This window comes from Aeromonas sp. 6P (assembly GCF_051919525.1).
GTDB classification, from domain to species: Bacteria; Pseudomonadota; Gammaproteobacteria; order Enterobacterales; family Aeromonadaceae; genus Aeromonas; species Aeromonas veronii.
Genome location: NZ_JBQBEO010000002.1, coordinates 3,777,154 through 3,802,981, shown reverse-complemented (window position 1 = coordinate 3,802,981; position 25,828 = coordinate 3,777,154). Strand labels below are relative to the sequence as shown.

The window sequence follows — 25,828 nt, the reverse complement described above, 5'->3', positions numbered from 1 at the left end:
CGCTTACACACTCACGAAAAGATAGTGAATTTTTGTCAATGTTATATTTCTTCTGAAGAAAATCCTGAAATCTTCAATAGTTAAAACAGATTGTTCTTCAATATGATAAACATCATTACTGGTGCTAGTGTTTCGAACGAAAGAATATGTTTTATCAAACTCAAATACCATGCCGACATCAAAGTCGCCGATGTTCTTAATTACATCATCACACTTTATTGGGAAGTCATCTCCGCCAAAAGCAAAATCAATTAACATTAAGATAGATGATTTTCCAATTGAATTATGAGCATCGTCAGCACCAACTACAGAGTTTAAACTGCTTTTGAACATCAAGGTTGTTTCTATAATTTTTTCGCAGGTAATAGATTTAAGCAATTTTAATAACTCCGTTAGTTGAGTCTAAATTTATTCTTTTTAGAGAAAATAGGATATCAAGAGCTTCAATATACTCTGGAATGTCAGAAAATAGTTTTTTATTCTTTATGTATAGTTCTGTAACCGCCACATCACCATCGATTTTTGACATTAGCTTTGCGGCTTTATAAATTCCACTTTCATCAATCGCTATAATTTTATTCGGCATTATCATCAGAAAATATCTCGCAATTTTGAATAAAGTAAGAAACTAAAACTTCAGCTTTAGTTCTTTCTGTTATTCCAGTATTGACCATGAACCACTCACACATGTGTTCAAAGATTTGACTTTGACTAAAATTTTGGAGTAATAGAGCGGTATAGAATGTTCTTACTTGATTGCATATAAATAGAGAGCTTGCTTTCCTTTGCATTTCAAGGTGCTTGAGAGATTCTTTGATATGGGCGAAGTAGTTGATGACAAACATATTGACTTTCATTTCATTAATTGGCCCAAAAGTGTCATCTGTTTTTTCTGATACCTTAAGTGCATCATATGAAAGTTTAGTGTCTGCTAATTCGTCTTTATTTAGTTTGCTGATGTTTTCTGCGACAATAGAAATGTCTCTATGCAAGGTTTGAGTATCCCAAGTTGCGGTGAGAGCATGTATTTTATTAATTGTTCTCTTTATTTCAACTAACTGCCTATATTCGGTGACAGTTTTTTTAGTGTCATACATCTTGTGGCATTCTTTACAAAGAGCAATGAAATTACCTTCTGAGTCAATGTCATCACAGAGTTTTTCTTCATTTACTAGCAGTGTTATTTCACTAGGCGTGGCGTTTAGTGGATATATATGAGCTACATCAAACACCCGAACCGGTATATTAGATGCTTTTCGTTTGATTAGACTCTTTCGGCATAGGGGGCATTTTCCCTGAACTTCTGAGAGTAGGCCCATTTTAATCGTATCGTTCACCTGTGCTCGTCTTAACTGTTCTGCCAATCTGATAATACTCCGCAGTGAGAATTTATAAGTAGAGTAAATTGAGCCACTGAATAGACTGACACTATGACAGTCACCATTGCAAAAAGGAGTGTAGGGTAAGGACACGACTCACAGGCCTGTTGCATCAAGCAAAGCTACCGCCCCTGAATCCCAGCCTCCAGTCTGCTGCTTTTTACCTGCGTTTTGGCATTGGCCTGACTCATGGCTGACTCCGACAAGAGGTTGCCAAGCGGCTATGTTACCGAACGGGGCTGGGGTGAAAAGCGCAAGCGGGCCGTTTCCTGAGCAAGATCGATAAATTAATCATTAACGGGTTTAAATGTGGTCGATCAACCGCTTGGGCCCATCAGCGCAGAGGAAAATCAGACGGTGAAAGCGGGAGTATCGTCCTCTTGTTGGCGGGTATGAAAAAACCAAATGGGCCTGCGGGCCCATTTGGTTTTTCTGCGGTGATTGTTTGTGTTGTGGTTATCTGGCTTGGCGTACCGGCACGGTGCGGGCGGTGGCCACTTCGTAGCGGCTCTGGGTTGCCGGAGCGCCCTTCTGGAACTGGCGTACCAGCCGGTCGAGATCGCTCAACTGGTTGACCAGCTGGGTGATGCCGTGCACGGCGTGCTGGCTGCCCACGCTGGAGTCATCGGCCAGGGTCTTGATGCTGAGCACGTTGCGGTTGATCTCGGCGGTGACGTGGGACTGCTCCTGCACCGCCTGGGCAATCTGGCTGCTGCCGGAGGCGACCTGCTGCAACATGTTGTTGATTTGCTGGAGTATGGTGCCGGTCGCGGTGGCCTTCTGCTGGCAACTGTCGGCAAGTTGGCAGCCCTTCTCCATCGCTTGCTCAGCCTCGCCAGAGCTGTTTTGCAGCTCGGTGATCATCTTCTGGATCTCGCTGGTCGAGGATTGGGTCTTGATGGCGAGGGTGCGGATTTCGTCAGCCACTACCGAGAAACCGCGACCCGCTTCGCCAGCCCGGGCCGCTTCGATGGCGGCGTTGAGGGCCAGCAGGTTGGTCTGGTTGGCGATGTTGTTGATCACATCGAGGATGCCGTCGATATCGCGGCAGTGGCCGACCAGCGCACTGATCACGCTCTTGGAGGTGATAAGTTCGCTGTTCATGCCCGCCACGGCAGCCACGGTTTCGGCCACGCTACTGTTGCCGCTCTTGAACAGCACGGCTGTTTCATCCAGCAGGCTGGAGGAGTCAGTCGAGCTTTGTGACACCTCGCGAATGGATTCCGACATTTCGGTCACGGCAGTGGCTACCTGATTGGTTTCGGCCTGCTGCTGTTGCAGGTTGTCGGTGATGGATTCGGCGTTGCGCAGATCCCCCTCGGCGGCCTGCAGGATCTTGCTGCAAGTCTGTTGGGTGCGGGCCAGCACGGCGTTGAACTCGGCCTGATTCATCACCATCGAGAGTTCGATGGCGGCGATATTGTCCACCTTGTTGGTGTAGAGCAGCTGCATCAATGGGTTGTCAAAGCGGCTGCGGGCCATCTTGTTGAGCTTGCCGAGGCGACGGGAGAGGGCATTCAGGGTGATGGCCGCTATCGCCAGCGGCAGGGCGGCCAGCGCCAGTTGCCAGTTCATATCGTGGCTGTAGCCCAAGGCAAACATGGCGAGCAGGCTCAGCAGCAGGCAGAGGTTGATGGTCAGGGTATGGGAGAAGGTGGGCAGCTTGAGCGCCAGCGGCAGCTTGTTGTTGCGAAGGTCGGCATAGACCTTCTCGGCCCGCTGTTTGATCTCCTCGCTCGGGGCGGTGCGCACCGACTGATACTCCACCACCCGGCCGCTGGCATCCTTGATGGGGGTGACAAAGGCGCTGACCCAGTAGTGATCACCGTTCTTGCAGCGATTTTTCACCGGTCCCATCCAGCTCTTGCCATCCCTGATGTGACCCCACAGATCGGCAAAGGCCTGTTTCGGCATGTCAGGATGGCGCACCAGATTGTGGTGTTCCCCCTTCAGCTCGTCGAGCGAGAAGCCTGCAATATCGCAGAACTCATCGTTGGCGTAGGTGATGCGGCTCTCCAGATCCGTGGTGGAGATGAGGCTCTGGTGGTCTGGATAGAGACGTTCTCTTTGGGTAACCGGTTGATTGATTCTCATGGCCTTGCTCCCGAGCTGTGGTGGTTAAAATTTGATCTGCATCAAGACATGTGCAAGGGGCGGGCCAGCTGGCAAAAACTAATGATTGATGTATTATTAGCGAGGTTTGGAGAGGAAAAGCGCGTGGTTGTTTGCAATATGCAACGGATCTGACGGGGTGTGCCTTTGCGGCATCTGCAATTTGCAACCTATTCTGGGCAAGCCCATAAGCTTGGAGCCAGCAGCTGGATGCGAAGGAACCACAAACAGACGGGGCATCCGCTGCCCCGCCAGAGATCAGGGGGGAGGGTCGGGAGCGGGTGAGGAGGGTGTGCTGACGAGCTGCATCACTTCAATCTGGATACCCTGCACCAGCACAGTTTTCAGATCCTGCAGGTACTCCTCCAGCGGCGACTCTTGCAGCAGCTGGGCAAGCTCGTTGCCCACCGGGGTGAGGCGGTAGTAGAGCAGGGTGATGTTGTTCTGCTTGCACTGCAGCCGCCAGCGCTGGTTGCCGAACTCCAGCTCGACCCCATCGGCGGGCAGTGGGCCGGACTCCAGCTCCGCGCGATGCAGCAGCCCGAGCTCAAACAGTTGCAGCAGGGCGTTGTAGGGCAGTCGGTATTTGCCAAGGCCGAGGCGCGTTGCCTTGGCGCGACTCAGCAGGGTCGCTCCCTTGTGCAGCCCCAGCAGCAGTCGCTGCTCGTCGGTGCCGGTGTAGTGGCAAGTCAGTGAACAGATGCGCTGAAACAGCTGGGCTTCGCGCTGGGTCATCTCTTTGAGGGTGGCGAGCGCCCGGATGGAGAAGCGGCCCGGCGTGGCGACTTCCAGCGCGAAGATCCGCCCCCACAGCTGCTGCATCGGCACCATGCTGATATCTTCCGCCAGTTGCAGGAAGCGGGTCAGCCAGTCGCTGTCCATCTCGCCGCCAGCCGCAGTCTCTTCGCAGTGGCGGGAGGCCATCACCATGATGGCTTCCAGATTGCGCTGACGGGCGGCCTGATCCGCCAGATGGCGAAAGGTGGCGCGCTGTTCGAAGGTGCTGTCGGTATTGCGGGTGAGCATGCCGTCGATGCCGCGACTGCGGGCCAGACGCAGGGTCTGCTCCTGGCTGCTCAGGATCGAACTCTCTTTTTTCGGGGGGGGGAGGTCTGCCATGCTGACTCCATTCGCACAGGTTCTGGAGCTGAATGTTACTCCAACCGGGATGCCAAGATAACAAAGCGGCCTCCGTGGAGGCCGCTTTTTTTGCAACGGGAGGATTACTCCTCGTAGACGCTCACCTCGACCGCTTCCATCGAATAGGAGGCGGTGGCCATCTCGTGGCTGGAGCTGACAGTGCGCATCTTGCCCTTCACCCAGATGGCATCCCACAGATCATCCACCGGCGCACCCTTGGGGTAGCTCACATAGATCACCTGATTGGTGGGGGGCGGCGGCACATGGATGCAGGCGCCGAAGTAGGGCACCAGCAGGAAGGCGGTGATCTTCTTGGCATCCCCCTCCAGTGGCACCACGAAGCCCGGAATGCGCACATCCTGGTTGTCCAGCTTCTTGTTTACCCCGCCCACCGGTTGCGGAACCGACATGGGATCTTCGTGATTGACCTGGGGCGGTGGCAGCAGTTTCTCCCCTTCTGGGATGAGTACATCCCAGTCGATGGTCTTGTAATCGGCGGCCAGAGCGGGCAACACCAGCAGGCTGGCGAGCAGCGCCACAATTTTCCACTTCATCATCTGTCCTTCTGTTTCTATTTTTGGGCGTCTCGCTAGACGCGAATGCTCATGCCATCGCTCAGGCTGTAGCGGTAAGCGCGGGCGGCAGGGAGCAGGCCAATCACCATGCCTGCCAGCCAGACTACGCCCAGCAATTGCCACTCGTAGGCGCTCGGCAGCCCCAGACTCAGTTGCAGGCCATAGTGGCTGAGCAGCCAGGGCGAGGCAAGCCCCTGTCCCAGATAGAGCACGGCAACCCCGAGAGCGATACCGACCGTGGTCAGCGCCATGGCTTCCAGCGCCAGCAGCAGGAACAGGTGGGCAGGGCCCGCGCCGAGGGATCGCAATATGGCGAGCTCCCGGCGCCGCTCGTTAAGCCCCGCCAGCAGGGTAGTCAGCATGCCTATCAGGCCCGCGACTACCACAAAACCGGCGATCACCGACAGCGCGGTTTCCGCCACGCTCATCAGGCTCCACAGCTCCTGCAGGGCGGCCCCCGGCAGGATCGCCATCAGCGGCTCTTTGGGATAGGTGTTGACGCTGCGTTGCAGCTGGAACGCCAGAATCCGGTTGCTCAGCCCCACCATAAAAGCGGTGATGGTTTTCGGGGTGAGATCCTGCGCCAGTGCCTGCTCCGGCGTCACGTTCTTGCTGTGGCGGCCGGTATCCCAGCCCAGATGGATCGCCTCTATCCCCGCCAGCGGCACATGGATGGTGCGATCGATGGGCGTGCCGGTCGGCGCCAGAATACCCACCACCTTGAACGGCAGATTGTCGTGCTGGCTGAACGAGGTGTTGCCAGCGCCGTGGGCGATGACGATGGATTGGTCGAGGTGATAGCCGAGCTTCTCGGCTACCTGGGCGCCGAGTACCGCTTCAAACGGCGTGTCGAAGGGCCGCCCCTCGCGCAGTTGCAGCGACTGTTGCTGACCGTACTTCAGGTGGGTGAAGTAGTCGCCATTGGTGCCGAGCACCCGAAATCCTTTGTGGGAGTCGCCAAGGGAAAGCGGGATGGTCCAGGCGACGCCCGGTTTCTGTTTGATGGCCTGATAGGAGTCCCACCCCACGTTGTTGGTGGGGTTGCCGATGCGAAACACCGAGTAGAGCAGCAGGTTCACCTGACCGGATCGGGCGCCAACGATGAGATCGGTCCCCGAGACGGTGTTGGAGAAACTTTCGCGGGCCTGGGTGCGCACCCGCTCCACTCCGAGCAGCAGGGTGACGCTGATGGCGACGGCCAGCAGGGTGAGCCCGGCGGTGAGGCGGCGGGCCCAGAGACTTTGCAGGGCTAGCTTTAGCATGATGCCCTCCGGTTGAGCTGTTGCAGGTTTTCGACCCGCGGGAACAGGGGTTCGAGATAAGGGTCGTGACTGACGAAGATCAGGGTCGAGCCCTGCTTGTCGCACTCCTCGAACAACAGCTTGATAAAGGCGGCCCGGTTGTCGGTGTCGAGTGCCGAGGTGGGCTCGTCGGCGATCACCAGTGGCGGCGAGCCGATCAGCGCCCGTGCGGCAGCCACCCGCTGCTGCTGGCCAATGCTGAGGGCATGGACGGGGCGATGCAGTGCGTCATCCGGCAGTTGCAGCTCCGCCAGCAGACGGCGCGCCTCCTGCTCCGGACTCCCTTGCAGGCGGGCCCGTTTGGTGGGCGAAAAGGTGAGGGCAGCGGTCACGTTGTCCTGCACCGAGAGAAACGGCAGCAGATTGAACTGCTGGAAGATATAACCCAGATTGGCCGCCCGGAAGTGGTCACGGGCACGGCCAGAGAGCCGGGCCAATGGTTGGCCCAGCACCTCCAGGGTGCCGTGGTTGGCGGTCTGGATCCCGGCCAGCAACCCGAGCAGGGTCGACTTGCCAGAGCCCGACGGGCCCTTGATAAAGACTCGCTCACCCTCGCGGATGGTGAGGGCGGGCAGATCGAGTACAGCGTCGCCACCTGGCCAGGCAAAGGCCAGATCGCGGATCTCAACCACGGCTTTTTTCATGGCGTTACCAGCTCAGCTTGTTAGCGGACGGGGTCAGCTCGCCAGCGGTCTGGCCAGTGGGCAGGATCCCCTGCACGCTCAGCTTCTCAAGGCTCGGATAGACGCTGAACAGGGTCGCCTCAAGGCCGGTCAGTTTGGTCGGCGTGGCGCAGGTGTAGGTGTACATGGCGCCCATATCGGCGTGACCCGCTTCGTCATGATCATGGTGGTCTTCATGTTTGTCGCTGGCAGCCTTGTCATGGTCATGGTCGTGATCATGCTCTTCTTTGGCGGCTTGCAGCTCCTGCTGGGTCAGTTTGCAGCCAGCGGCCGGGTCGAAGCGGAACAGGGCGTCAGGCTGCTGGAGGCGGGTGACCGCTTTGGCATATTGCGCCTTCTCTTCATCGCTCTTGGCGGCGTGCTCGAAGCCCACCAGATCGGCTGCGGGTGCCTGCAGCTCGATCATCAACTGGTCGCCATCGACCACCAGATTGAGGTGGCCGTGGCCATGCTCGTGGGCGCCGTGGCTGTGGCTCTCGTGTTCGTCGTGATTTGCGTGTGCGCCAAAGGCCGCAGCGGCCAGTAACAGAGTAACTGCTTTCATCTTTAATCCTTTTTCAAAACAAATAGCGAAATTAAACAAAGGGATAGAGAAAAGCAGAGGCGGGCGGCGCACGGATGGCATAGCTGTGAAGCGTGGCGGTATCCGCCGAGCGTTGCATGGTTGCAACAGTGGGCAGAACAGAGGTCGAACCGGGGAAACAATAGGGGGTGGCGGTGATGACCTGTTTGCCATCCAGATGGAGGGCGCAAACCAGGCAGTGATGGTCGTCGTGGCCGGGCAGGGCAGATTCAAACTGGTGCCGGGCAAGGGCAGGCTGCAGCCATAACCAGCCCAGCAGCAAGATCCAGATTTTCAGCTTGATACGACCCATAGACCCTTATGGAAAGGGCGCCATCAGCGCCCTTTCTCTCTGACTTAGAGATGGGACTTGATAAGCCCCATCACGGTAGTAATGTTGTTGGCATCGAGCTGGCCATCTTTGGCAAACAGCACCTTGCCCTCTTTATCCAGCAGGATGATCGCCGAGCTTTCCGGCGTCAGATCCCAAGCGTTGCGCGCCATGCCCTTGGCATCCAGCACCATGGCGGACCAGGGGAACTCTTTCTTGCTGTCCTCGGCACTGCTCTTCACGAAGCCGGAGGTGCCCCAGATGGCGTCATTGCTGTTGATGACGGTAACGGTCTGGTACTTGTCTTGCGGCAGTTTGGCGGCCTTGATCGCCTCGATCATCGGGGCGTTCAGCTCCTTGGCACTGGAGCGACCGGCAATATGCTGGATCAGGAACACCTTGCCGGTGAGCGAGGTGCTCTGCCACGGCTGGTAGCCGATATCCTTGCCGTTCAGTACCAGCTCACCCTTGTCGCTGACATTGACCAGCGGCACCGGGTTGCCATCCTTGAAGTTGTGAGCAAAGACCAGAGATGGCAGCAGCGCCAAAGTAAGTACGAGACGTTTCATCCTGATGACACTCCATTTGTTATGTTATAACGAGTTTCGGATTGAGGGAATGGGCGAGCTTCATCCTAAACTGATCGGATCTGTTTAAAAAGTGTTAAATAAGATCGCAATTCAGAAGCGTCGGCGCCCCGCCAGTCAGGTTGTTGGCTGGCAAGGGCGGCTAGGATGGCATGACATCGATAAAAATCAATGAATTGGCTGCTGGTCTGAGCTGTCTGCGTCAGTAGAGCGACTCGCTGATGAGGGGGATCTTGGCCATGGTCATCTGCTGGGCCAGCAGGGACGAGCCGGTCAGCAGCACATGGCGCTGATTGTTGATCACCACCACATCACCGGGTACGCCACTGTCTGCCGTAATGGCCAGCCAGGCAGGGGAGACGCTGCCGATGCTGATATCCGGATAGATGATGCTGAGCACATATTGCGGCGCCAGCTCCGCCAGCAGGCTGGCCATCAACAGTGCCTTCTCGTCGCTGTCGGCCTTGTTATCCTGCAGCGCCTGCAGCGGCGGCGCGAAGTGATCGAGCTGCTCCGGCTGGGTGGGGATGGCGTTCAGCCACTCCTGCAGCAGGCTGACGCTGGTGGCGAGATCCTTGGCCGCAAATTGCTGCGCCAGTGGCTTGAGGTGTCCTTTGAAGTGGTAGAAGAGCTGGGAGTAATCGGGTCGCACGCAAGGCAGTTTGCGATTGGCAGGATGGACGCAGGGGATCACCCTCATCTGGTAGAAGGCATCCTCCTGATACTGCTGGTAGGCTTGCCAGAACAGCATCGACTCCATGCTGTCGTCCCGCAGGGTGAAGGCCGCTCCAGATTGCGAAATTTGGTAGCGGTCTCGGGGCTGCTCTGATTGATCAGGTTGATGCTGTTGTAGAGCCGCGGGCTGATGTAGGCGTAAAGGGTCTCCAGCGGATTGGTGAGGGAAGCCTTCAGCAGGCTCATCTCGTGGCGACTGGCGGCCATCACCTGATCGTCGGTGGTCAGCTGGAAGTGCTTGCGCTGGCCATCGGTGGATTGCCACTGCCAGCTCATGTTGATTTCGCTGGCGTTGCTTGTAGCACCAAGAGTGGTGCAGAGAGTGAGGCTGAGCAACAGCGCGGGGGTCAGCTTCATGATGGTGCTTCCTGCCGTGGACGATAATTAACAACTAGGTGAGCCGGCACCACTTTGGTGATGTTTCGTTTTGTGATCTGGATAACAGATTGATGTGACTTTTAATTTAATTGTGAAATTAAGTCACTCTGGAGGGGTTATGAAGCCTTGGATCATAGTGCTGTTTGGGCTGCTCAGCCTGCCAGCCATAGCGGGTCAGGTGATCGTCAACAAGGGGATGTCTGTTGCGGATACCTTTGCCCTGCGTGATCAGCTGGCACGCGAGCACGAATGGCAGGAGTGGCTGCGCTACCAGCAGGCCATCAAGTGGCTGGAGGTGTTGCCGGTCAACTGCGAGCTGATGAGCCAGCCGGGCGGCGGCTATCGCTGTGGCGGTGATTACTATCGGCCTTACCAGAAAGATGGTCGTGAAATATACATTCAGGGCAATCCTGCCGAAGATGCGGCCGGTCAGCTGCCGCAAACACCGACAAAAAAGGCGCCATAAGGCGCCTTTTTTACAAGCGAAGTGACGCTTACTTGGCAGCGTAACGCTCGGCAGAGGTCTTGATCTCGGCTTCGGCAGCAGCCTTGTCGCCCCAGCCTTCCACCTTGACCCATTTGCCCGCTTCCAGCTCTTTGTAGCGCTCGAAGAAGTGCTTGATCTGGGCTTTCAGCAGTTCCGGCAGATCGTTCACATCCTGGATGTGGTCGTACTGCTTGGTCAGCTTGGAGTGCGGTACAGCAACGATCTTGGCATCTTCGCCAGATTCGTCGGTCATCTTCAGCACGCCAACCGGGCGGCAGCGAATGACGGACCCGGCCAGCAGCGGGTAGGGGGTCGGAACCAGTACGTCGACGGGGTCACCATCCAGAGAGAGGGTCGCGTTCACGTAGCCGTAGTTGCACGGATAGAACATCGGGGTAGACATGAAGCGATCGACGAAAATAGCACCGCTGTCCTTGTCGACTTCGTATTTGATCGGGTCGGCATTCTGCGGGATTTCGATGATGACATAGATATCGTCGGGCAGGCTCTTGCCGGCCGGTACCAGGTTCAGGCTCATGATAATTCCTTCGTTGTTAGTATCAGGTTTGCAGGCCGATATTATAGCGATGTGATGTTAAATGACCATATTTCAGCGGCTATCGCTAACAAAGAAGGGGGATGTTTCCGCTTTGCGGCGCTTTGATGTGTGCGGGATGCAACAAAACGGCTGTTTTGATGCCCTGCCGCTGACCTTGGCCACCGGCAGGGCATGTGGAGTTGCGAGTAAAAGAGGGTCAGAGCGAGTAGGGGAGTCTCGATTCGTTGACCAGTCGCGACAGGGCTGTCACTACATGAGGGTCAAACTGGGTGCCTGAGCGGGACTGGATATACTCCATGGTCTGCGCCAGCGTCCAGGGCTCCTTGTAGGGGCGCTTGCTGAGCAGGGCATCGAATACATCGACCACCGCCACAATCCGCGCCGACAGCGGGATCTGCTGGCCAGCCAGCTGCTGCGGGTAGCCCTTGCCATCGAAGTGCTCGTGGTGGCCCCGGGCGATTTCGGCGCCGAGAGAGAGGTAGCTGGTTCCCTCCACCATTTCACCCGCCTTGTGCAGGATATTGGCGCCGATACCGGCGTGCTGCTCCATGATGGCCCGCTCTTCCGGGTCGAAACGCCCCGGCTTGTGCAGGATATGGTCCGGGGTGCCCACCTTGCCCACATGTGCAGGATGGAGGCCATCCCGATCATCTCGACAAACTCCGGGGTCAGCTGCTCGGGATAGGCCGCCATCTGCTTCAACTCGGCCACGATGGCATCCGAGAGCTTCTGCACCCGCAAGACATGCTCGCCGGTATCGGAGTCGCGAAACTCTGCCAGCGCCGCCAGCGCCACCACGGTGGCCTCCTGGGCACGAAGCAGCTGGTTGTATAGATAGAGATTGTCGTAGGCCGCCGAGATGCGCTGGCAGAAGACATCCAGCAGGTCGCACTCGAGAGGATCCAGAGGCTGGGTTGGGGTGAAGCTCAACACGAACTCGCGGCCATTCTGGGCGGCGATATAGAGGGAATCCTGAGGGTGTTCAAAGCGGTTGCAGCGCGCCGCCAGTGCCTTCATGACCGAGTCATTGAGGGTGGGGAAGTCGGTGATCTTGCCATTATCCAGAAGAGTCTCGTAGTCGCCGGTAGCGGCGAGGATCTCTAGCCCCTGTTCGCCGGGACGGCGCTCGGCACAGATAGCCCCTTCGGTGCCCACATCGAGAATGGCGCTGATCTGTTTCAGCACGCCGGAGGCAAACTCTTTGAGTGAATGAAGATGGTAGAGATCGCCCGCCCCTTCCAGAATTTTTCCGAGCCCCTGCCGGCTCTTGTCTATGGCGCTGAGGGTTTCGTATGAACGCAGGGATGCGATGACGGTGGTATATAGCTTTTGTACCGTCAGCTCGGTCTTGGTCTTGTAGTCATTGATGTCGTAATCGAGGATTACCCGCTGCTCGGGGGCTTGGCCGGGTTGGCCGGTACGCAGCACGATCCGCACCAGTGAGTTGTGCATTTCGTTGCGGATCCGGTGCACCAGCCGCAGACCTGCGTCTTCTGTCTCCATCACCACATCGAGCAGGATCAGCGCAATCCTGGGATTGGCCTCCAGCATACGGCCAGCCTCGGCGCCGCTGTAGGCATTGAGCAGCTCCAGCGGACGGGATTTGTAGTGAATGTTGGAGAGGGCCAGGCGGGTGGCATGATGGATATCCGGCTCATCATCCACGATCAGCACTTGCCATGGGTTGAGTGCCTTGGGGACCACGACCTCCTCATCATCGAGTTCGATGATGTCGTCGTCCAGCAAGATATCGTCCTTGTCTTGGGCACTGCTCATATCGGTTACGCCTCCGGCGCTCAATGAGTATGTGAACAGTATGCACGATCACATCCGCTCGGATCATCAGGATAAGTAGATATCGTGAGCTGGCTCCGCCTCTTTATCGCTACTCGAAAGGTTCCAGATACCCCTGGATCGACTTCTTCAACCAGGCCAACACCTTGCCGTGATAGGCGTTTTCCGCCAGATAGACCCCGTAATCGCGCCACTGCAGGCTGAACTTGTGTTTCAGGGTCAGCAGGGAGCCTTGTCGCAGCTGACTCTGGATCAGCGGCGAGGGGAGCACTGCCCAGCCCAGCCCGTCCAGCACCGCATTGCGCATCAACTCGAAGCTGGAGAGGCCGATATGCTGCCCTCCCACAGGTAGCAGGCTTTTTACAGAAAATTCATCTACATACGAGAGAGTGACCTGGGTGTGATCGGTCAGATCCTGCTGTTTGACCCGCTTCAGTCCGGCCAGCGGATGGCTGGGTGCCACCACCATCAGGGTGCGGATCGGGTTGAGCACGTCGATATTGAGGCCGCTGCGCTCCTGATCTTCGGTAATAAGGCCAAAAGCGGCATCGACGAATCCCTCTTCCACCAGCGCCGGCAGTTCGGGTGGGGAGGCGAGCACCAGAGAGATACTGGTACCGGGAAACTGATTGTGCAGGCTGGCCAGCATCTCGCGCCACACCGGCTCGGGAATCGCGTCATCGCGGGCAACCCGCAGCGCCACTTCGGCCCCCGAGGCGTAATGTTTGCACTTCTGCTGCAGGCTGTTGGCTGCCTGTAGCAGGCGGGTGCAATCATCCAGCACCAACTCGCCGATCTCGGTCAGCCGACTCTGATTGGCACCTCGTTCAAAAAGTTCGACGCCAAGCTCAACTTCCAGCGCCGCGATGGAGGTGCTGACGGCGCTGCGGCTTTTGCCGAGGCGACGGGCGGTGTTGGCAATAGAGCCGCTATTGGCGGACTCTACAAAGAGTTCTATTTGATATAGCTTCATCTTTTACAGGCTGTGGCGGAGTTTTTCACCATCACCTTAGCGTGCCGAACCAAGGCAAGGCAAACCTGCAGCGTCGGAATAATCGACGCTGAGCGATTGTCGCGAGTTGCTTCTCCCCGTTTACCATCTCTCCCGTCGAAGCAACAAAGGCATCTTATATGTTATTAAGTCGTATGTTTCTGGCCCGGCTGTTTTTGACCGGCGCCATCGTGACCGAGGTCGCCGGTACCTCCAGCATGGCCATGATCCCCGAGCAGGGGGCTGGCTGGATGAATTACATCCCGATGTGGCTGTTGATCGGTTTCTCGTACTGGTTGCTGGCGAAAGCCGCCAAAACAATCTCCATTGGTATTGCGTTTGCGCTCTGGGAGGGGCTCGGGATCACCTTGATCACCATAGTGTCGGTCATGTTCCTTGGTTACGATGTGACCGTTCAGGAGCTGATTGGCCTGGCTCTCGCGATAGTGGGGATTGTTATGGTGACCATGGGGGAGACCCATGATGAGCCCGCAGACAAGTCAGTAGAAGCGGAGGCCACAGCATGAGTCCGTTTGTGATTGTACTGGGTGCCGCACTGATCGATATCGGCGCCAACATGGCCATCAACCGCTCCAAGGGTTTTCGTTACAAGGGGTGGGGATTCCTGGGGATCATGCTGGTACTCGGCGCCTTTACCCTGCTCTCGGAAGCGGTAAGTGGCGGCCAGATTGACCTGGCTGTTGCCTACGCCACCTGGGGGGCTATCGGCATCGTCGGTACGGCGCTGGGTGGTTTGCTCTTCTTTGGTGAGCGGCTCAAGCCCATCGGCTGGGCTGGCATGATGGTGATGGCGCTGGCTGTCGTTATGCTGACTACCGCCTGATAACCTGAAGCAATAAGAAAAGCCGCCCGGTTGCAACCGGGCGGCTTTTGTTTGGCTGATTGCTTGGTCGATGCAGGCTCAGCGCGGCGCTTCGTAGAGCTCCAGCGGCAGGCCGTCGGGGTCGGCGAAGAAGGTAAAGCGCTTGCCGGTCAGCTCGTCCACCCGCACCGGCTCTACCTCGACCCGATGGGCCAGCAGGTGGGCGATGACCCGGTCAAGGTCGCTGACCCGAAAGGCGAGATGGCGCAGGCCGCACGCTTCGGGGCGGGAGGGGCGCTCGGGAGGCGAGGGGAAGCTGAACAGCTCCAGCTGGCTGCCGTCCGGCAGGGCCAGATCCAGTTTCCACGACTGGCGCGCCTCGCGCAGGGTCTCGGCGATAATGGGTAGCCCCAGCACCTTGTGGTAGAAGTGGCGCGAGCGTGGGTAATCGCTGGCGATGATGGCCACATGGTGGATGGCGTCAAACAGCGGAAAGGTCATGATGTTTCCTTGTCAGCAGCATAGTGAACGGGCAGCCTGCGCTGCCCGTGTCGTTGATCTAGTTGAAGAAACCGCCGAACCAGTCATCCAGCGCACTGCGTGGCGTCGCACTGCTGGCGCAACCGGCCGGGGAGCCCATGGTGGAGGCTTTGGCCGGCACCTGCAGGCTGCCCGGGCAGTCGCTGGTGACGCGGGTGCCGCTGGCGCGGGAGAAGTTGGCCCAGGTGACCCCTTCCGGCATCTTCAATCCCAGACTGTTGACGCCGCGCTGGCTCATGTAGCCGCTAAAGAGCTGCAGGGCACCGCTGGCACCGGTCAAACCCGCCGGGGTGTTGTCGTCGCGACCGACCCAGATACTGACCAGTTCGTTGTTGTCCATCCCGGCAAACCAGGAGTCGCGCAGCTCGTTGGTGGTGCCTGTCTTGGCCGCCATGGTGGCGCCCGGGAACTTGGCACTGAGGGCGCGGGCCGTGCCCTGACTCACCGTCTTGGTCATGGCGAACAGGGTCAGCCAGCTTGCTTGCTGGTCGGTGACCCGCTTGGCGGTCTGATCATGCTGATAGAGCAGGCTGCCATCCCCGTTGACTACGGCGCGAATGGCCGACAGCGGCTGGGTGAGCCCCTGATTGGCGATGGGCAGATACATCTGGTTCACCTCCAGCGGGGAGAGGGCGACCGCCCCCAGCACCAGCGACGGATAGGGCTGGATCTCCTGCTGGACTCCCAGCTTGTGCAGGGTATCGACTACCTTTTCCAGCCCCACCTGCAGACCCAGATTGACGGTCGGCACGTTGAGTGAGCTGGCCAGCGCATCCATCAGCGGCACGCTCTGGCGGAACTTGCGATCATAGTTCTGCGGCGTCCAGACCTGACCATCCTGACCGCGAATACGGATCGGCTGATCTTTGAGCGGGGTCGCCAGGGTCAGGCCGTTGGAGAGACCGGTCAGGTAGACCGCCGGCTTCACCAGCGAGCCGATCTGGCGGCGGGCATCCAGCGCCCGGTTGAACCCGGCGTAGCGGGGATCGCGGCCACCCACCAGCGCCACTACTTCGCCCTTGTGCCAGTCGGAGACCACCATGGCCGCCTCCAGCTTCTTCTTGCCGCGCAGCTTTTCTATATCGGCGAGGCCCGATTCGACCGCCCGCTCGGCCGCGTGCTGGGCGATGGGGTCGAGGCTGGTGAAGATCTTCAGGCCAGACTGCTTGAGCAGATCGGCGCCGAAGCGGCTCTGGATCTCTCGCTTGAGCAGTCCCATAAAGGCCGGGGTGCGACCATAACTCATCTGGCCGCGGGCGATGATGCCGAGGGGCTGGCGGCTGGCCAGTTCATACTCGGCCTGGGTCAGGCTGCCGTGATCCATCAGCAGCTTCAGCACCAGATCACGGCGGGTCTTGGCCCGCTCCGGGAAGCGCCAGGGATCGTAATAGGAAGGGCCTTTCACCAGACCGACCAGCAGGGCGACCTGATCGATATCCAGCTCGTTGACCGGAATGCCGAAGTAGAAGTAGGAGGCGAGGCCGAAACCGTAGACCCCTTGCGAGAAGTTCTGCCCCAGATAGACCTCGTTGAGGTAGGACTCGAGGATCTCGTCCTTGCTGTAGCGATAGTCGATCAGCACCGCCATATAGGCTTCTTGCAGTTTTCGCCACAGGCTGCGCTCACGGGTCAGGAAGAAGTTTTTGGCCAGCTGCTGGGTGAGGGTACTGCCCCCCTGCACGGTGCGACCCGCGATCAGGTTGGCGAACATGGCGCGCATGATGGCCACCGGCGAGACGCCGCCATGCTGGTAGAAGTCGCGATCTTCGGTGGTGAGCAGGGTCACCAGCAGGCTGTCGGGCACTTCGGCGATACGCACCAGCAGGCGATCTTCCCGATCTTCGGTATTGAGGCGATCGAGCAGCACCGGGTCCATCTGGGCGTAACCGAGCTGGCGCTGGTTCTCCAGCGACTGGATCCCCTCAAGGCGCGGGCCGTTGAAGGTGAGGCGCAGGCCGCGGGCTCCATCGGCGCCATCATAGAACTCGAACGGACGGCGAATAAGCTCGATGCGGTTGCCGTTGATGGTGTATTCACCCGGCGTGTGAGGCTGGCGCACCTGCTTGTAGCTCAGCATGTTGAGCTCGCGCAGCATCTGGTCCCGCGACAGGCGCTGGCTGGGATAGAGCTCCAGCGGGCGGCTGTAGACCATCACCGGCAGCTGCCACTTCTCGCCATCGAAGCGCTCGCGCACCTTGGTATCGAGGTAGATGCCAAACACCACCATAAAGGCCGCCACCACCAGGGAGAGCTTGAAGCCAAGCCAGAACAGCTTGCGCCAGATGGTGCGTTTGGGCGCTGCCTTCTTGGGGACTCGCTTGCGTCGTTGGGTTGCCATAAATCCTCTTTGCTTTCCTTTCTACTTGTTATGTCGCATTCGCGAACGTCCGAGCGGGATTAACCCATCGAACCTAGATGCCCATCTTCTTTTTGGTGACTTTGGTCGGCATCGCTTCCAGCGGATTATCCGGCCAGTAGTGGCGGGGATAGCGCCCCTTCATCTCTTTCTTCACCTGTTCGTAGGAGCCAGCCCAAAAGGCGGCCAGATCGGCGGTGATCTGCAGCGGCCGCTGGGCGGGGGAGAGCAGCTCCACCACCAGCGGTACCCGGCCATCGGCCACGCAGGGGGTCGAACCTTGCCCGAACATCTCCTGAATGCGCACCGGGATCACCGGTGCCTGCCCCGGCTGATAGCGGATCCGCACCCGGCTGCCGGTCGGTGCCGCAAAGTGGCTCGGCAGCGCCTCGTCGAGCCGTTTGGGCAACGGCCAGGGCAGGGATTGGCGCAGGATGTCGCTCATATTGAGCCTCTTCAGTTGCTCCAGCCGGGTCATGCCGCTCACCGCTGGCAGCAGCCACTGTTCTAGGTCGGCCAGCAGGCTGTCGTCATCCATGGCTGGCCACCCCTCATCGGGCAGCCACTCACGGGCGCAGCGCAGACGGGCCAGCAGCCCTTCGCTGCTCTCGTCCCAGGGCAGCACATGCAGCCCCTTGCGGCGAATGCCTTGCAGCAGGCAGCGCCCTTTCTGCTCGTCAGAGAGTTCGGTCAGCGGTCGCTGGCTCAGCACCAGCTCGCCGATCACCTGCTGGCGTTCGGCGCGCACCCGCTCTTCCCGTTCATCCCAGTCGAACCACTGCCGTTCGCTCACCAGTTCCGGCAGCAGGCGCACCAGCTCGTCCAGATCGACCTGTTCGGCGATAAAAATGCGGCTGCCACGATCGTTCTGCCCCATCTCGATGGCGATGAGGGCCCCTTGTCCCTGACAGGGATGACCTTCTACCAGATCGCAGCTCACCCCACCACTGAGTTGATAGCGACTGCCGCTACGCAGTTTGCCGATGCGATCCGGCCAGGCGAGGGCACAGAGTAGCCCCAGCCACTGGCCCTGCGCATTGGCAGGGCGGGCGCCAAGCCGTTCAAACCAGCGGGCCGCGTTCTGGCGCAGGGCGTTTTGACGGCGGTGGAACAGCACAGAGAGGCGCTCCGATCCTCGCAGATCTTCTTCCTGCAACGCCACCAGATAAGCGGCATCGGCGACAATCCCTGTCAGACCCTCTGACTCCAGCTCGCGGGCGCGCAGCAGCATGCGGGCGAGACGAGGGTGGGTACCGAAGGCCGCCATGGCACGACCAGCGGGAGTGAGTTGTTGCTCACCCTCCGGCTTCATGGCGCCAAGAGCCACCAGCAGCCGCTGGGCGCTGGCCACCGCAGCGGCGGAAGGCATATCGAGAAGCGGCAGATCTTCCACCTTTGCCCCCCACTGGGCGGCGTCCAGCAACAGGCTGGTCAGCTCCTGAGTGAGGATATCTGGCGGGCTCTGCTCGGCGAGTCGCTCCTGCACCTCGCTGCTCCAGAGCCGGTAGCAGACGCCGGGGCCGAGGCGACCAGCACGGCCTGCCCGCTGGGTGGCGGAGGATTTGGCTATCTGGCGGGTTTCCAGCCGGGTGACACCGCTTTTCAGATCATAGGAGGCCAGTCGTTCCAGCCCGCTGTCGATAACGACAGAGACCCCTTCGATGGTGAGGGAGGTCTCAGCCACATTGGTGGTGAGCACCAGCTTACGGCGACCCGCTGGTGCCGGTTCGATGGCTGCCTGCTGGGCCGCCATATCGAGGCGACCGTAGAGGGGGGCGAGGGTCACGTCGTCCGGCAGTTTGTCTGCCAACCATTGTGCCAGCCGCTCGATCTCCCCCTGTCCCGGCAGAAATACCAGCAGGCTGCCATCTTGCTCGGCTAGCGCTTCGAGCACCACGGCGCCGACTTGCGGCTCCAGCCACTGCTGGCGGTTGGCGGGGTGGTAGTGGTAGTCGATGGGAAAGCCGCGCCCCTCGGAGCGAACCACAGGGGCATCCGGCAACAAGGTCTCGAGTGCCATGCCATCCAGGGTCGCGGACATCACCAGGAGCTTGAGATCATCGCGCAATCCCTGCTGGCTCTCGATAGCGAAGGCCAATGCGGTATCGGCGTGCAGACTGCGTTCGTGGAACTCATCGAAGATCACCAGCGAGACGCCAGTCAGCTCCGGGTCCTGCTGCAACATCCGGGTCAGCACCCCTTCGGTGACGATCTCGAGCCGGGTCGCTGGGCTGGTGCGGCTCTCACCGCGTACCCGCAGGCCGATGCGATCGCCCACCTTCTCCCCCAGCTGGCGCGCCAGAAAGCTGGCGATATTGCGCGCCGCGAGGCGTCTTGGCTCCAGCATGATGATGCGGCCGGGCAGCCGGTTCTGACGCACCAGCTCCAGCGGCAGCAGGGTCGATTTGCCCGCGCCGGGGGGCGCCTGCAGGATCACGCTGGTGTGGCTGTCGAGGGCGGCAAAGAGTTCGGGCAATACCGAAACGATGGGGAGCTGGGACAAAGCGATGAGCACCTTCTGTAGCAACCGGTAAAACGGCGCCTATTCTGCCACAGCCACCCGCGCCACCGTGAGTGGATGTGAGGAGATGGCCACTCGGGCGGGAGGGCGGCGAGACATGGCCGGATGGCTGCCATAGAATGGGCTGATCCAATGAGCGTGAAAAAGGCATTATCACCACATGGCCAAACTCTTCTTTGCCCTGCCCGTCAAGGAGCTCGCCCCCGAGCTCATCGCCTGGCGCGATAAGCAGCCCTGGCCCGGTCAGCCGGTGCCGCAAGCCAACCTTCATCTAACCCTGGCCTTTCTGGGTGAGGCAGACGAGTTGACCACCCGCCGCCTGATCGCCGCCGTGGAGCGTCAGCACTGTCCGCCGCTCGCCATCAGACTGGATGAGACCGGCTGGTTCAGCCGGGCCAAGGCCGCCTGGATCGGCCCGAAAGAGTGGCCCAACGAGCTGACCGTGCTGGCCCGGGCGCTGCGCCGCCACGGCGAGAAGCTGCGCCTTGGCAATGGCGAGCAGGGCTATCGTCCCCACGTCACCCTGTCGCGCAAGGCGGGCGAGGCTCCGGCCATCCAGCCTGCTCCCAATTTTCTGCTGCAGGCCGATGAGTTCTGCCTCTATCAATCCATCTCGACTCCGGACGGGGTGCGCTATGAGCCGCTTGCCTGCTGGCCGCTGCGTGCCCGGGTAAAAGAAGATGCGCGGAGGGCTAACCCGTGATTTTTGATCCCCCCCTGCAATCGGGCCAGCTGGTGGCCCGCTACAAGCGCTTTCTGACCGATGTGCAACTCGATAACGGCGAGGTCATTACTATCCACTGTGCCAATACCGGTGCCATGACCGGTTGTGCCGATCCGGGCACCCGGGTCTGGTACTCCACCTCCGATAACCCCAAGCGCAAGCTGCCCAACAGCTGGGAGATCGCCGAGAGTCCGGCGGGCCACTTTATCTGCGTCAACACGGCGCGCGCCAACCAGATTGCCCGGGAGCTGATCGAGCAGGAGGCCATCGCTCCGCTGGCGGGTTACAGCCGGTTGCGCACCGAGGTGAAGTATGGCGAAGAGAACAGTCGCATCGATCTGTTGCTGGAAGATGATGAGAAGGGCAATTGTTACATCGAGGTAAAATCTGTCACCCTGCTCGACGAGCGGGAGGAGGCTGGCATGGGCTACTTCCCCGATGCGGTCACCGCCCGTGGTGCCAAGCATTTGCGCGAGTTGATGGCGATGAAAGCGGCGGGCCACAGGGCCGTGCTGCTCTTTATGGTGTTGCACTCCGGAATAAGCCGGATGCGCCCTGCAACCCATATAGATCCGCACTATAGTCTGCTAATTGAGCAGGCAATCGCGGCGGGGGTTGAAATTTTATGCTATCGGCCCCATGTTGGGGTGCAAGGCATGGTGGCTCAAGGGTTTATCCCGTTTGAATCTGGTCACCTGTTACCCGAGGGGAGTGCATAAATATTGGAGTGGGTAACATTATTGGTACGGCTCGTTTGCTTACCCGTTACCCTTCTGCTATAGATGTCGCCCTCAATTTATGGATGGCACGGGTAGCGTGCTGAATTAGGAGACAGGGCATGCCAACAGGCGAAAACAGGAAATCTCTGGGCCCCCTGGCCATTGCGGGTGTCGCGCCTTACCAGGAAAAGCCGGGTGAGGAGTACATGAATGACCAACAAAAGGCGCATTTTCGCAAGATCCTGGGTGCCTGGCGCAACCAACTGATGCAGGAAGTTGATCGTACCGTCGACCATATGAAAGACGAGGCTGCCAACTTCCCGGATCCCGTGGATCGTGCCGCGCAAGAAGAAGAGTTCGCTCTTGAACTGCGTACCCGCGACCGTGAACGCAAGCTGATCAAGAAGATCGAGAAGACCTTGCAGCTGCTTGAAGACGATGATTTCGGTTACTGCGAACACTGCGGTATCGAGATCGGTATCCGTCGTCTGGAAGCCCGTCCGACTGCCGACCTCTGTGTCGATTGCAAGACGCTGGCCGAGATCAAGGAAAAACAGATGGCCGGTTGATCCCGACCCTCTGGTATATGAAAAAGGGAGCTCGCGGGCTCCCTTTTTTATTGAGCTTTTGGCGGTCGCGCCCCAGAATGCAGCCTCAATGAATCGCTTACCCGAACAGTCATGCCAGTGAATCCCCCGTCCTCACCCTTTGCACGTCCCTATGTCGGCCGCTTTGCCCCCTCACCCTCAGGCCCGCTTCATTTCGGTTCGCTGATCGCCGCCCTCGGCAGCTTTTTGCAGGCCAGAGCGCAGCAGGGACGCTGGCTGGTGCGCATCGAGGATATCGATCCGCCGCGGGAGATGGCGGGGGCTGCGGCCCTGATCCTCAAGACCCTTGAGGCATATGGCCTCGAGTGGGATGGGGAGGTGATGTTCCAGAGCGTGCGCCACGGCCGTTATGACGAGATCATCGACCAGCTCTATCGGGCGGGGGACCTCTACTGGTGCCGCTGCACCCGGCGCGAAATCATGGCCGCGGGCGGTCTCTACAGCGGCCACTGCCGCACCCTCGGGCTTGCGGCCGAAGGTTGCGCCGCCCGGCTGCGGCAGCACCATCCGGTCTACCACTTCGACGATCGTTTGCAGGGCCATATCGCGGTCCCGGCGGCGCTCGCCGAGGAGGATTTTATTATCCGTCGCCGCGACGGGCTCTACGCCTACAACCTGGCGGTGGTGGTGGATGATATGGACAGCGGTATCACCGAGATAGTGCGCGGCGCCGATCTGCTGGAGCCCACGGTGCGCCAGATTGCCCTTTATCAGACCCTGGGGGCTCCGGTGCCCGACTGGGTGCACCTGCCGCTGGCGGTGCTGGCAGATGGCAACAAGCTCTCCAAGCAGAACCATGCGCCGGCACTGGCGCTTGATGAGGTGCGACCGGCCCTGTTGCAGGCACTGCACTTCCTCGGCCAGTGCCCGCCGCCCGAGCTGATGGCAAGCCGGATCGACGAGATCATCCGGTGGGGCATCGCCAACTGGCTGCTCGAACGGGTGCCCGCCAGCGAGAAGATCCCGCTCGCGGATTGCTGAGTCGACCAGGTGATTTTTGTTTGATTGAGCGTAAATTGCCGCTGTTGATTGTGATTTTATCGGGATGATCCGTTTCAAACGGGATCAATTGTCAGCACGGTTTTTCATTTGGTTAGGCGTGAGCTATGATAGGCCGCTATTTTTTGGCCTCCCGTCAATTTAGAAGTCATGAAGAGGTGTACCATTTTTTCCCAGATCGCAAACTTTTGCCGCAAGGTGCTCGGCAAGGAAGACGGCGAGCAGTCGGTGGAATCCCCCATTCCAGCCCGTGTCGCCGGTCAACGTCGTACCTTAAGCCGTGATCAGCACCCTATTTCGCGCAAAGAGATCAGCGAGAATGCACTCAAGGTGCTCTATCGCCTGAACAAGGGCGGCTACGAAGCCTACCTGGTCGGCGGCGGAGTCCGGGATCTGCTGCTCGGGAAGACGCCCAAGGATTTCGACATCGCAACCGATGCGACGCCGGAGCAGATCAAGGCGCTGTTCAGCAACTGCCGCCTGATTGGCCGTCGTTTCCGCCTGGCCCACATTGTCTTTGGTCGTGACGTGATCGAAGTGGCCACCTTCCGGGGTCACCACCATCAGGTCAATACCAGCAAACATGTGTCGGCCCAGTCTGATGAAGGCATGCTGCTGCGCGACAACGTCTACGGCACCATCGAAGAGGATGCCGAGCGCCGCGACTTTACCGTCAACGCCCTCTACTACAGCGCCAAAGATTTCACCCTGCACGATTTCGAAGGGGGTCTGGAAGATCTGGCCGAGCGCAAGCTTGAGCTGATCGGCGATCCCGAGACCCGTTATCGTGAAGATCCGGTGCGGATGCTGCGCGCCGTGCGCTTCGCCGCCAAGCTGGATATGACCATCAGTCCGCGTACCGCCGCCCCCATCAAGGAGCTGGCGCCACTGCTGCAAGACATCCCGGCTGCCCGCCTGTTTGAGGAGACCCTCAAGCTGTTCCTGGCTGGCGACGGTCTGGCGACCTACAAGCTGCTGCGTGAGTATGGCCTATTCCAACAGCTCTTCCCACAAGTGGCTGCGCTGTTTACCCCGCACGGCAACTCGCCCTACGAGCAGTTTATCGAGCAGGCACTGATCGACACCGACACCCGCGTTCGTGAAGATAAGCGCGTCACCCCCGCCTTCCTCTACGCCACCCTGCTGTGGGGCTGCGTCGAGGCCCGTGGTCGGGTGCTGGAGAACGAGAGCGGCCTGCCCTGGTATGACGCCTTCATGCTGGCGATCAACGAGGTGCTGGACAATCAGGTGCGGATCATCGCCGTTCCCCGCCGTTTCACCACAGATGTCCGCGACATCTGGGCACTGCAACAGCGGTTGACCCGTCGTCAGGGCAAGCACCCCGAGCGCGCCATGGAGCACCCCAAGTTCCGCGCGGCGTTCGACTTCCTGTTGCTGCGCAACCGGGTCGAGCGCGGTCTCGGCGAGCTGGCCAGCTGGTGGGAGCGCTATGTTGCCTCCAATCCGGATGTGCGCCCGCAGCTGCAACGGGAAGCGACCCGTCGCCCGGCCAGCGGTGAGAGCCGTAGCCACGATGGCGAGAAGCGCAGCAGCAACAGCCGCAATCGTCGCCGCCCGCGCCGTCGCAAGCCGAAAGCGGCCGAGTGACCACAGACGTGATGACCGAGGTCTTCATCGCCATTGGTTCCAACCTGTCTGACCCATTGGGTCAGGCGCGCCGCGCGGTCGCCGCGCTGGCGACCTTGCCGGAATCAGTGCTGGTGCAGGCCTCGTCGTTTTACAGCAGCCGCCCGATGGGGCCTGCTGATCAGCCGGACTACGTCAATGCCGTGGCCCGGCTCAACACCCGGCTGACGCCGCTGGCGCTGCTGGATCAACTACAAAAAATCGAGCTGGAACAGGGACGTGTGCGCAAAGAGGAGCGGTGGGGGCCGAGAACCCTGGATCTCGATCTGCTGCTCTTTGGCGATCAGGTGATCAACCACGAGCGCCTGATCGTTCCCCATTACGGCATGAAGGAGCGGGAGTTCGTGCTGCTGCCCCTTGCCGAAATCGCGCCCGCTCTGGTGCTGCCCTGCGGCACCCCGCTCGCACAACTGGTTGCCCGCTGCCCGCACAATGATTTGGCCATCATTGCCCCGCGTGCAGACGTACAGGAGCCTCTATGAGCAAGATCACCACCGCCAGCCTGCTGAAGATGAAGCAGGATGGTCAAAAGTTCACCGCCATCACCGCCTATGATGCCACTTTTGCCAAGTTGTTCGACGATGAGGGGGCCCACGTGCTGCTCATCGGCGATTCGCTGGGCATGGTGCTGCAAGGGGGTCAGGACACCCTGGCGGTCAACATGGATGAGATGGTCTATCACACCCGCTGTGTGGCTCGCGGTGCCAGCAATGCGCTGATCATCGCCGACATGCCCTTCATGAGTTACGCCACTCCCGAGCAGACTTACCAGAACGCTGCCCGCCTGATGGCGGCCGGTGCCCGCATGGTCAAGATGGAAGGGGGCGACTGGCTGTGTGACTCCATCCGCCACCTCACCCGCAACGGGGTGCCGGTGTGCGGTCACCTCGGCCTCACCCCGCAATCCGTCCACGTCTTTGGCGGCTTTAAGGTGCAGGGGCGCGATGAGTTTCAGGCGCAGGAGATCTACCGCCAGGCCCTCGAACTGCAAGCGGCCGGTATCCAGCTGCTGGTGCTCGAGTGTGTGCCCACTGCGCTGGCCGAGCGCATCACCAAGGCGCTTCGCATCCCGGTGATCGGCATTGGTGCCGGCCCCGCGACCGATGGTCAGATTTTGGTTATGCACGATGCCTTTGGCGTCACCTCCGGCTATGTGCCCAAGTTCACCAAGAACTTCCTGGCTGAGACCGGCGATGTGCGTGCCGCCATCCGCCTCTATGTGCAGCAGGTGAGCGAGGGGAGCTTCCCCGGCCCGGAGCACTGCTTCAACTGATCCT

26 protein-coding genes and 2 pseudogenes are annotated in these 25,828 nt (G+C 59.4%); 10 read left to right on the top strand and 18 right to left on the bottom strand.

What is annotated here, in order from left to right; translation table 11 throughout:
- Positions 1 to 3 precede the first annotated feature (3 nt).
- From ACTG2J_RS17520 to ACTG2J_RS17465, 12 genes and pseudogenes are all read right to left on the bottom strand, one after another.
- A complete protein-coding gene (locus ACTG2J_RS17520; protein ID WP_439997728.1) occupies positions 4 to 378 on the bottom strand; it encodes a hypothetical protein in 375 nt (124 codons plus the stop codon).
- Positions 371 to 586 (bottom strand): ABC-three component system middle component 7, encoded by a 216-nt coding sequence (locus ACTG2J_RS17515; RefSeq protein ID WP_439997727.1) that lies wholly within the window; start codon positions 584 to 586, stop codon positions 371 to 373. Before ACTG2J_RS17515 ends, ACTG2J_RS17520 begins: the two co-directional genes overlap by 8 nt.
- On the bottom strand, positions 576 to 1,337 hold the full coding sequence (locus tag ACTG2J_RS17510; RefSeq protein ID WP_439989288.1) for an ABC-three component system protein: 762 nt from the start codon (positions 1,335 to 1,337) through the stop codon (positions 576 to 578). Before ACTG2J_RS17510 ends, ACTG2J_RS17515 begins: the two co-directional genes overlap by 11 nt.
- A gap of 498 nt (positions 1,338 to 1,835) precedes the next feature.
- Complete coding sequence (locus ACTG2J_RS17505) at positions 1,836 to 3,473, bottom strand: methyl-accepting chemotaxis protein (RefSeq protein ID WP_439989289.1); 1,638 nt, start codon at positions 3,471 to 3,473, stop codon at positions 1,836 to 1,838.
- Between the two features lie 276 nt (positions 3,474 to 3,749).
- Positions 3,750 to 4,610, bottom strand: coding sequence for a TIGR03899 family protein (locus ACTG2J_RS17500; protein ID WP_439997726.1), 861 nt, complete (start codon positions 4,608 to 4,610; stop codon positions 3,750 to 3,752).
- 104 nt (positions 4,611 to 4,714) lie between these two features.
- Positions 4,715 to 5,188, bottom strand: coding sequence for a DUF3299 domain-containing protein (locus ACTG2J_RS17495; RefSeq protein ID WP_026034852.1), 474 nt, complete (start codon positions 5,186 to 5,188; stop codon positions 4,715 to 4,717).
- A 32-nt stretch (positions 5,189 to 5,220) separates the two neighbouring features.
- Positions 5,221 to 6,468 carry an ABC transporter permease gene (locus ACTG2J_RS17490; RefSeq protein WP_042052401.1) on the bottom strand — a complete coding sequence of 416 codons (1,248 nt, stop codon included), beginning with the start codon at positions 6,466 to 6,468 and terminating at the stop codon, positions 5,221 to 5,223.
- Positions 6,462 to 7,151: an ABC transporter ATP-binding protein gene (locus tag ACTG2J_RS17485; RefSeq protein WP_139462061.1), complete on the bottom strand. Its 690-nt coding sequence runs from the start codon at positions 7,149 to 7,151 to the stop codon at positions 6,462 to 6,464. The genes ACTG2J_RS17490 and ACTG2J_RS17485 overlap by 7 nt, the downstream gene beginning before the upstream one ends.
- Positions 7,152 to 7,155: 4 nt before the next feature.
- Entirely contained in the window at positions 7,156 to 7,734 is a 579-nt protein-coding gene (locus tag ACTG2J_RS17480; protein WP_439989290.1) for a DUF2796 domain-containing protein, read from the bottom strand.
- Positions 7,735 to 7,765: 31 nt separating this feature from the next.
- Positions 7,766 to 8,065 (bottom strand): hypothetical protein, encoded by a 300-nt coding sequence (locus ACTG2J_RS17475; RefSeq protein ID WP_439989291.1) that lies wholly within the window; start codon positions 8,063 to 8,065, stop codon positions 7,766 to 7,768.
- Between the two features lie 44 nt (positions 8,066 to 8,109).
- A complete protein-coding gene (locus tag ACTG2J_RS17470) occupies positions 8,110 to 8,652 on the bottom strand; it encodes a YtfJ family protein (RefSeq protein WP_439989292.1) in 543 nt (180 codons plus the stop codon).
- Positions 8,653 to 8,872: 220 nt separating this feature from the next.
- Positions 8,873 to 9,762, bottom strand: a pseudogene (locus tag ACTG2J_RS17465) (hypothetical protein).
- A gap of 139 nt (positions 9,763 to 9,901) precedes the next feature.
- Here ACTG2J_RS17465 and ACTG2J_RS17460 point away from each other — a divergent pair.
- Positions 9,902 to 10,249, top strand: a complete 348-nt coding sequence (locus ACTG2J_RS17460) for a hypothetical protein (protein ID WP_103250935.1) — start codon at positions 9,902 to 9,904, stop codon at positions 10,247 to 10,249.
- Positions 10,250 to 10,277: 28 nt separating this feature from the next.
- Here ACTG2J_RS17460 and ppa read toward each other — a convergent pair whose 3' ends face one another.
- The 3 genes and pseudogenes from ppa to ACTG2J_RS17445 all read right to left on the bottom strand — a co-directional run bounded on the left by ppa (position 10,278) and on the right by ACTG2J_RS17445 (position 13,596).
- Positions 10,278 to 10,808, bottom strand: a complete 531-nt coding sequence (ppa, locus tag ACTG2J_RS17455; RefSeq protein WP_252655752.1) for an inorganic diphosphatase — start codon at positions 10,806 to 10,808, stop codon at positions 10,278 to 10,280.
- 217 nt (positions 10,809 to 11,025) lie between these two features.
- Positions 11,026 to 12,605 (bottom strand): annotated as a pseudogene (locus ACTG2J_RS17450) (DUF3369 domain-containing protein).
- 109 nt (positions 12,606 to 12,714) lie between these two features.
- Complete coding sequence (locus ACTG2J_RS17445) at positions 12,715 to 13,596, bottom strand: LysR family transcriptional regulator (RefSeq protein ID WP_021229560.1); 882 nt, start codon at positions 13,594 to 13,596, stop codon at positions 12,715 to 12,717.
- 158 nt (positions 13,597 to 13,754) lie between these two features.
- Between ACTG2J_RS17445 and ACTG2J_RS17440 the strand changes: the two genes are divergently transcribed.
- Both ACTG2J_RS17440 and ACTG2J_RS17435 read left to right on the top strand, forming a co-directional pair.
- The gene (locus tag ACTG2J_RS17440; RefSeq protein ID WP_005335660.1) at positions 13,755 to 14,141 is read left to right on the top strand and encodes a DMT family transporter; all 387 of its coding nucleotides are present in this window, start codon (positions 13,755 to 13,757) and stop codon (positions 14,139 to 14,141) included.
- Positions 14,138 to 14,458, top strand: a complete 321-nt coding sequence (locus ACTG2J_RS17435) for an SMR family transporter (RefSeq protein WP_005335659.1) — start codon at positions 14,138 to 14,140, stop codon at positions 14,456 to 14,458. The genes ACTG2J_RS17440 and ACTG2J_RS17435 overlap by 4 nt, the downstream gene beginning before the upstream one ends.
- A 78-nt stretch (positions 14,459 to 14,536) precedes the next feature.
- Here ACTG2J_RS17435 and gloA2 read toward each other — a convergent pair whose 3' ends face one another.
- The 3 genes from gloA2 to hrpB form a co-directional block, all read right to left on the bottom strand.
- Positions 14,537 to 14,938 (bottom strand): SMU1112c/YaeR family gloxylase I-like metalloprotein, encoded by a 402-nt coding sequence (gene gloA2, locus ACTG2J_RS17430; protein WP_439989293.1) that lies wholly within the window; start codon positions 14,936 to 14,938, stop codon positions 14,537 to 14,539.
- Positions 14,939 to 14,996: 58 nt separating this feature from the next.
- Positions 14,997 to 17,315 (bottom strand): penicillin-binding protein 1B, encoded by a 2,319-nt coding sequence (gene mrcB, locus ACTG2J_RS17425; RefSeq protein ID WP_439997725.1) that lies wholly within the window; start codon positions 17,313 to 17,315, stop codon positions 14,997 to 14,999.
- 73 nt (positions 17,316 to 17,388) lie between these two features.
- A complete protein-coding gene (hrpB, locus tag ACTG2J_RS17420) occupies positions 17,389 to 19,836 on the bottom strand; it encodes an ATP-dependent helicase HrpB (protein WP_439997724.1) in 2,448 nt (815 codons plus the stop codon).
- Between the two features lie 178 nt (positions 19,837 to 20,014).
- On the opposite strand from hrpB, the gene thpR reads away from it, so the two are divergent.
- From thpR to panB, 7 genes are all read left to right on the top strand, one after another.
- Positions 20,015 to 20,557: an RNA 2',3'-cyclic phosphodiesterase gene (gene thpR, locus ACTG2J_RS17415; RefSeq protein ID WP_439997723.1), complete on the top strand. Its 543-nt coding sequence runs from the start codon at positions 20,015 to 20,017 to the stop codon at positions 20,555 to 20,557.
- Positions 20,554 to 21,297 (top strand): DNA/RNA nuclease SfsA, encoded by a 744-nt coding sequence (gene sfsA / locus ACTG2J_RS17410; protein ID WP_019444756.1) that lies wholly within the window; start codon positions 20,554 to 20,556, stop codon positions 21,295 to 21,297. Before thpR ends, sfsA begins: the two co-directional genes overlap by 4 nt.
- Positions 21,298 to 21,416: 119 nt before the next feature.
- The gene (dksA, locus tag ACTG2J_RS17405; RefSeq protein WP_005335644.1) at positions 21,417 to 21,866 is read left to right on the top strand and encodes an RNA polymerase-binding protein DksA; all 450 of its coding nucleotides are present in this window, start codon (positions 21,417 to 21,419) and stop codon (positions 21,864 to 21,866) included.
- A gap of 111 nt (positions 21,867 to 21,977) precedes the next feature.
- Complete coding sequence (gluQRS, locus tag ACTG2J_RS17400) at positions 21,978 to 22,886, top strand: tRNA glutamyl-Q(34) synthetase GluQRS (protein WP_439997721.1); 909 nt, start codon at positions 21,978 to 21,980, stop codon at positions 22,884 to 22,886.
- Positions 22,887 to 23,054: 168 nt separating this feature from the next.
- Positions 23,055 to 24,512 (top strand): polynucleotide adenylyltransferase PcnB, encoded by a 1,458-nt coding sequence (gene pcnB / locus ACTG2J_RS17395; protein WP_439997719.1) that lies wholly within the window; start codon positions 23,055 to 23,057, stop codon positions 24,510 to 24,512.
- An 11-nt stretch (positions 24,513 to 24,523) separates the two neighbouring features.
- A complete protein-coding gene (gene folK / locus ACTG2J_RS17390) occupies positions 24,524 to 25,033 on the top strand; it encodes a 2-amino-4-hydroxy-6-hydroxymethyldihydropteridine diphosphokinase (RefSeq protein WP_439997926.1) in 510 nt (169 codons plus the stop codon).
- A complete protein-coding gene (panB, locus tag ACTG2J_RS17385) occupies positions 25,030 to 25,824 on the top strand; it encodes a 3-methyl-2-oxobutanoate hydroxymethyltransferase (RefSeq protein ID WP_144714091.1) in 795 nt (264 codons plus the stop codon). The genes folK and panB overlap by 4 nt, the downstream gene beginning before the upstream one ends.
- Positions 25,825 to 25,828: the final 4 nt, after the last annotated feature.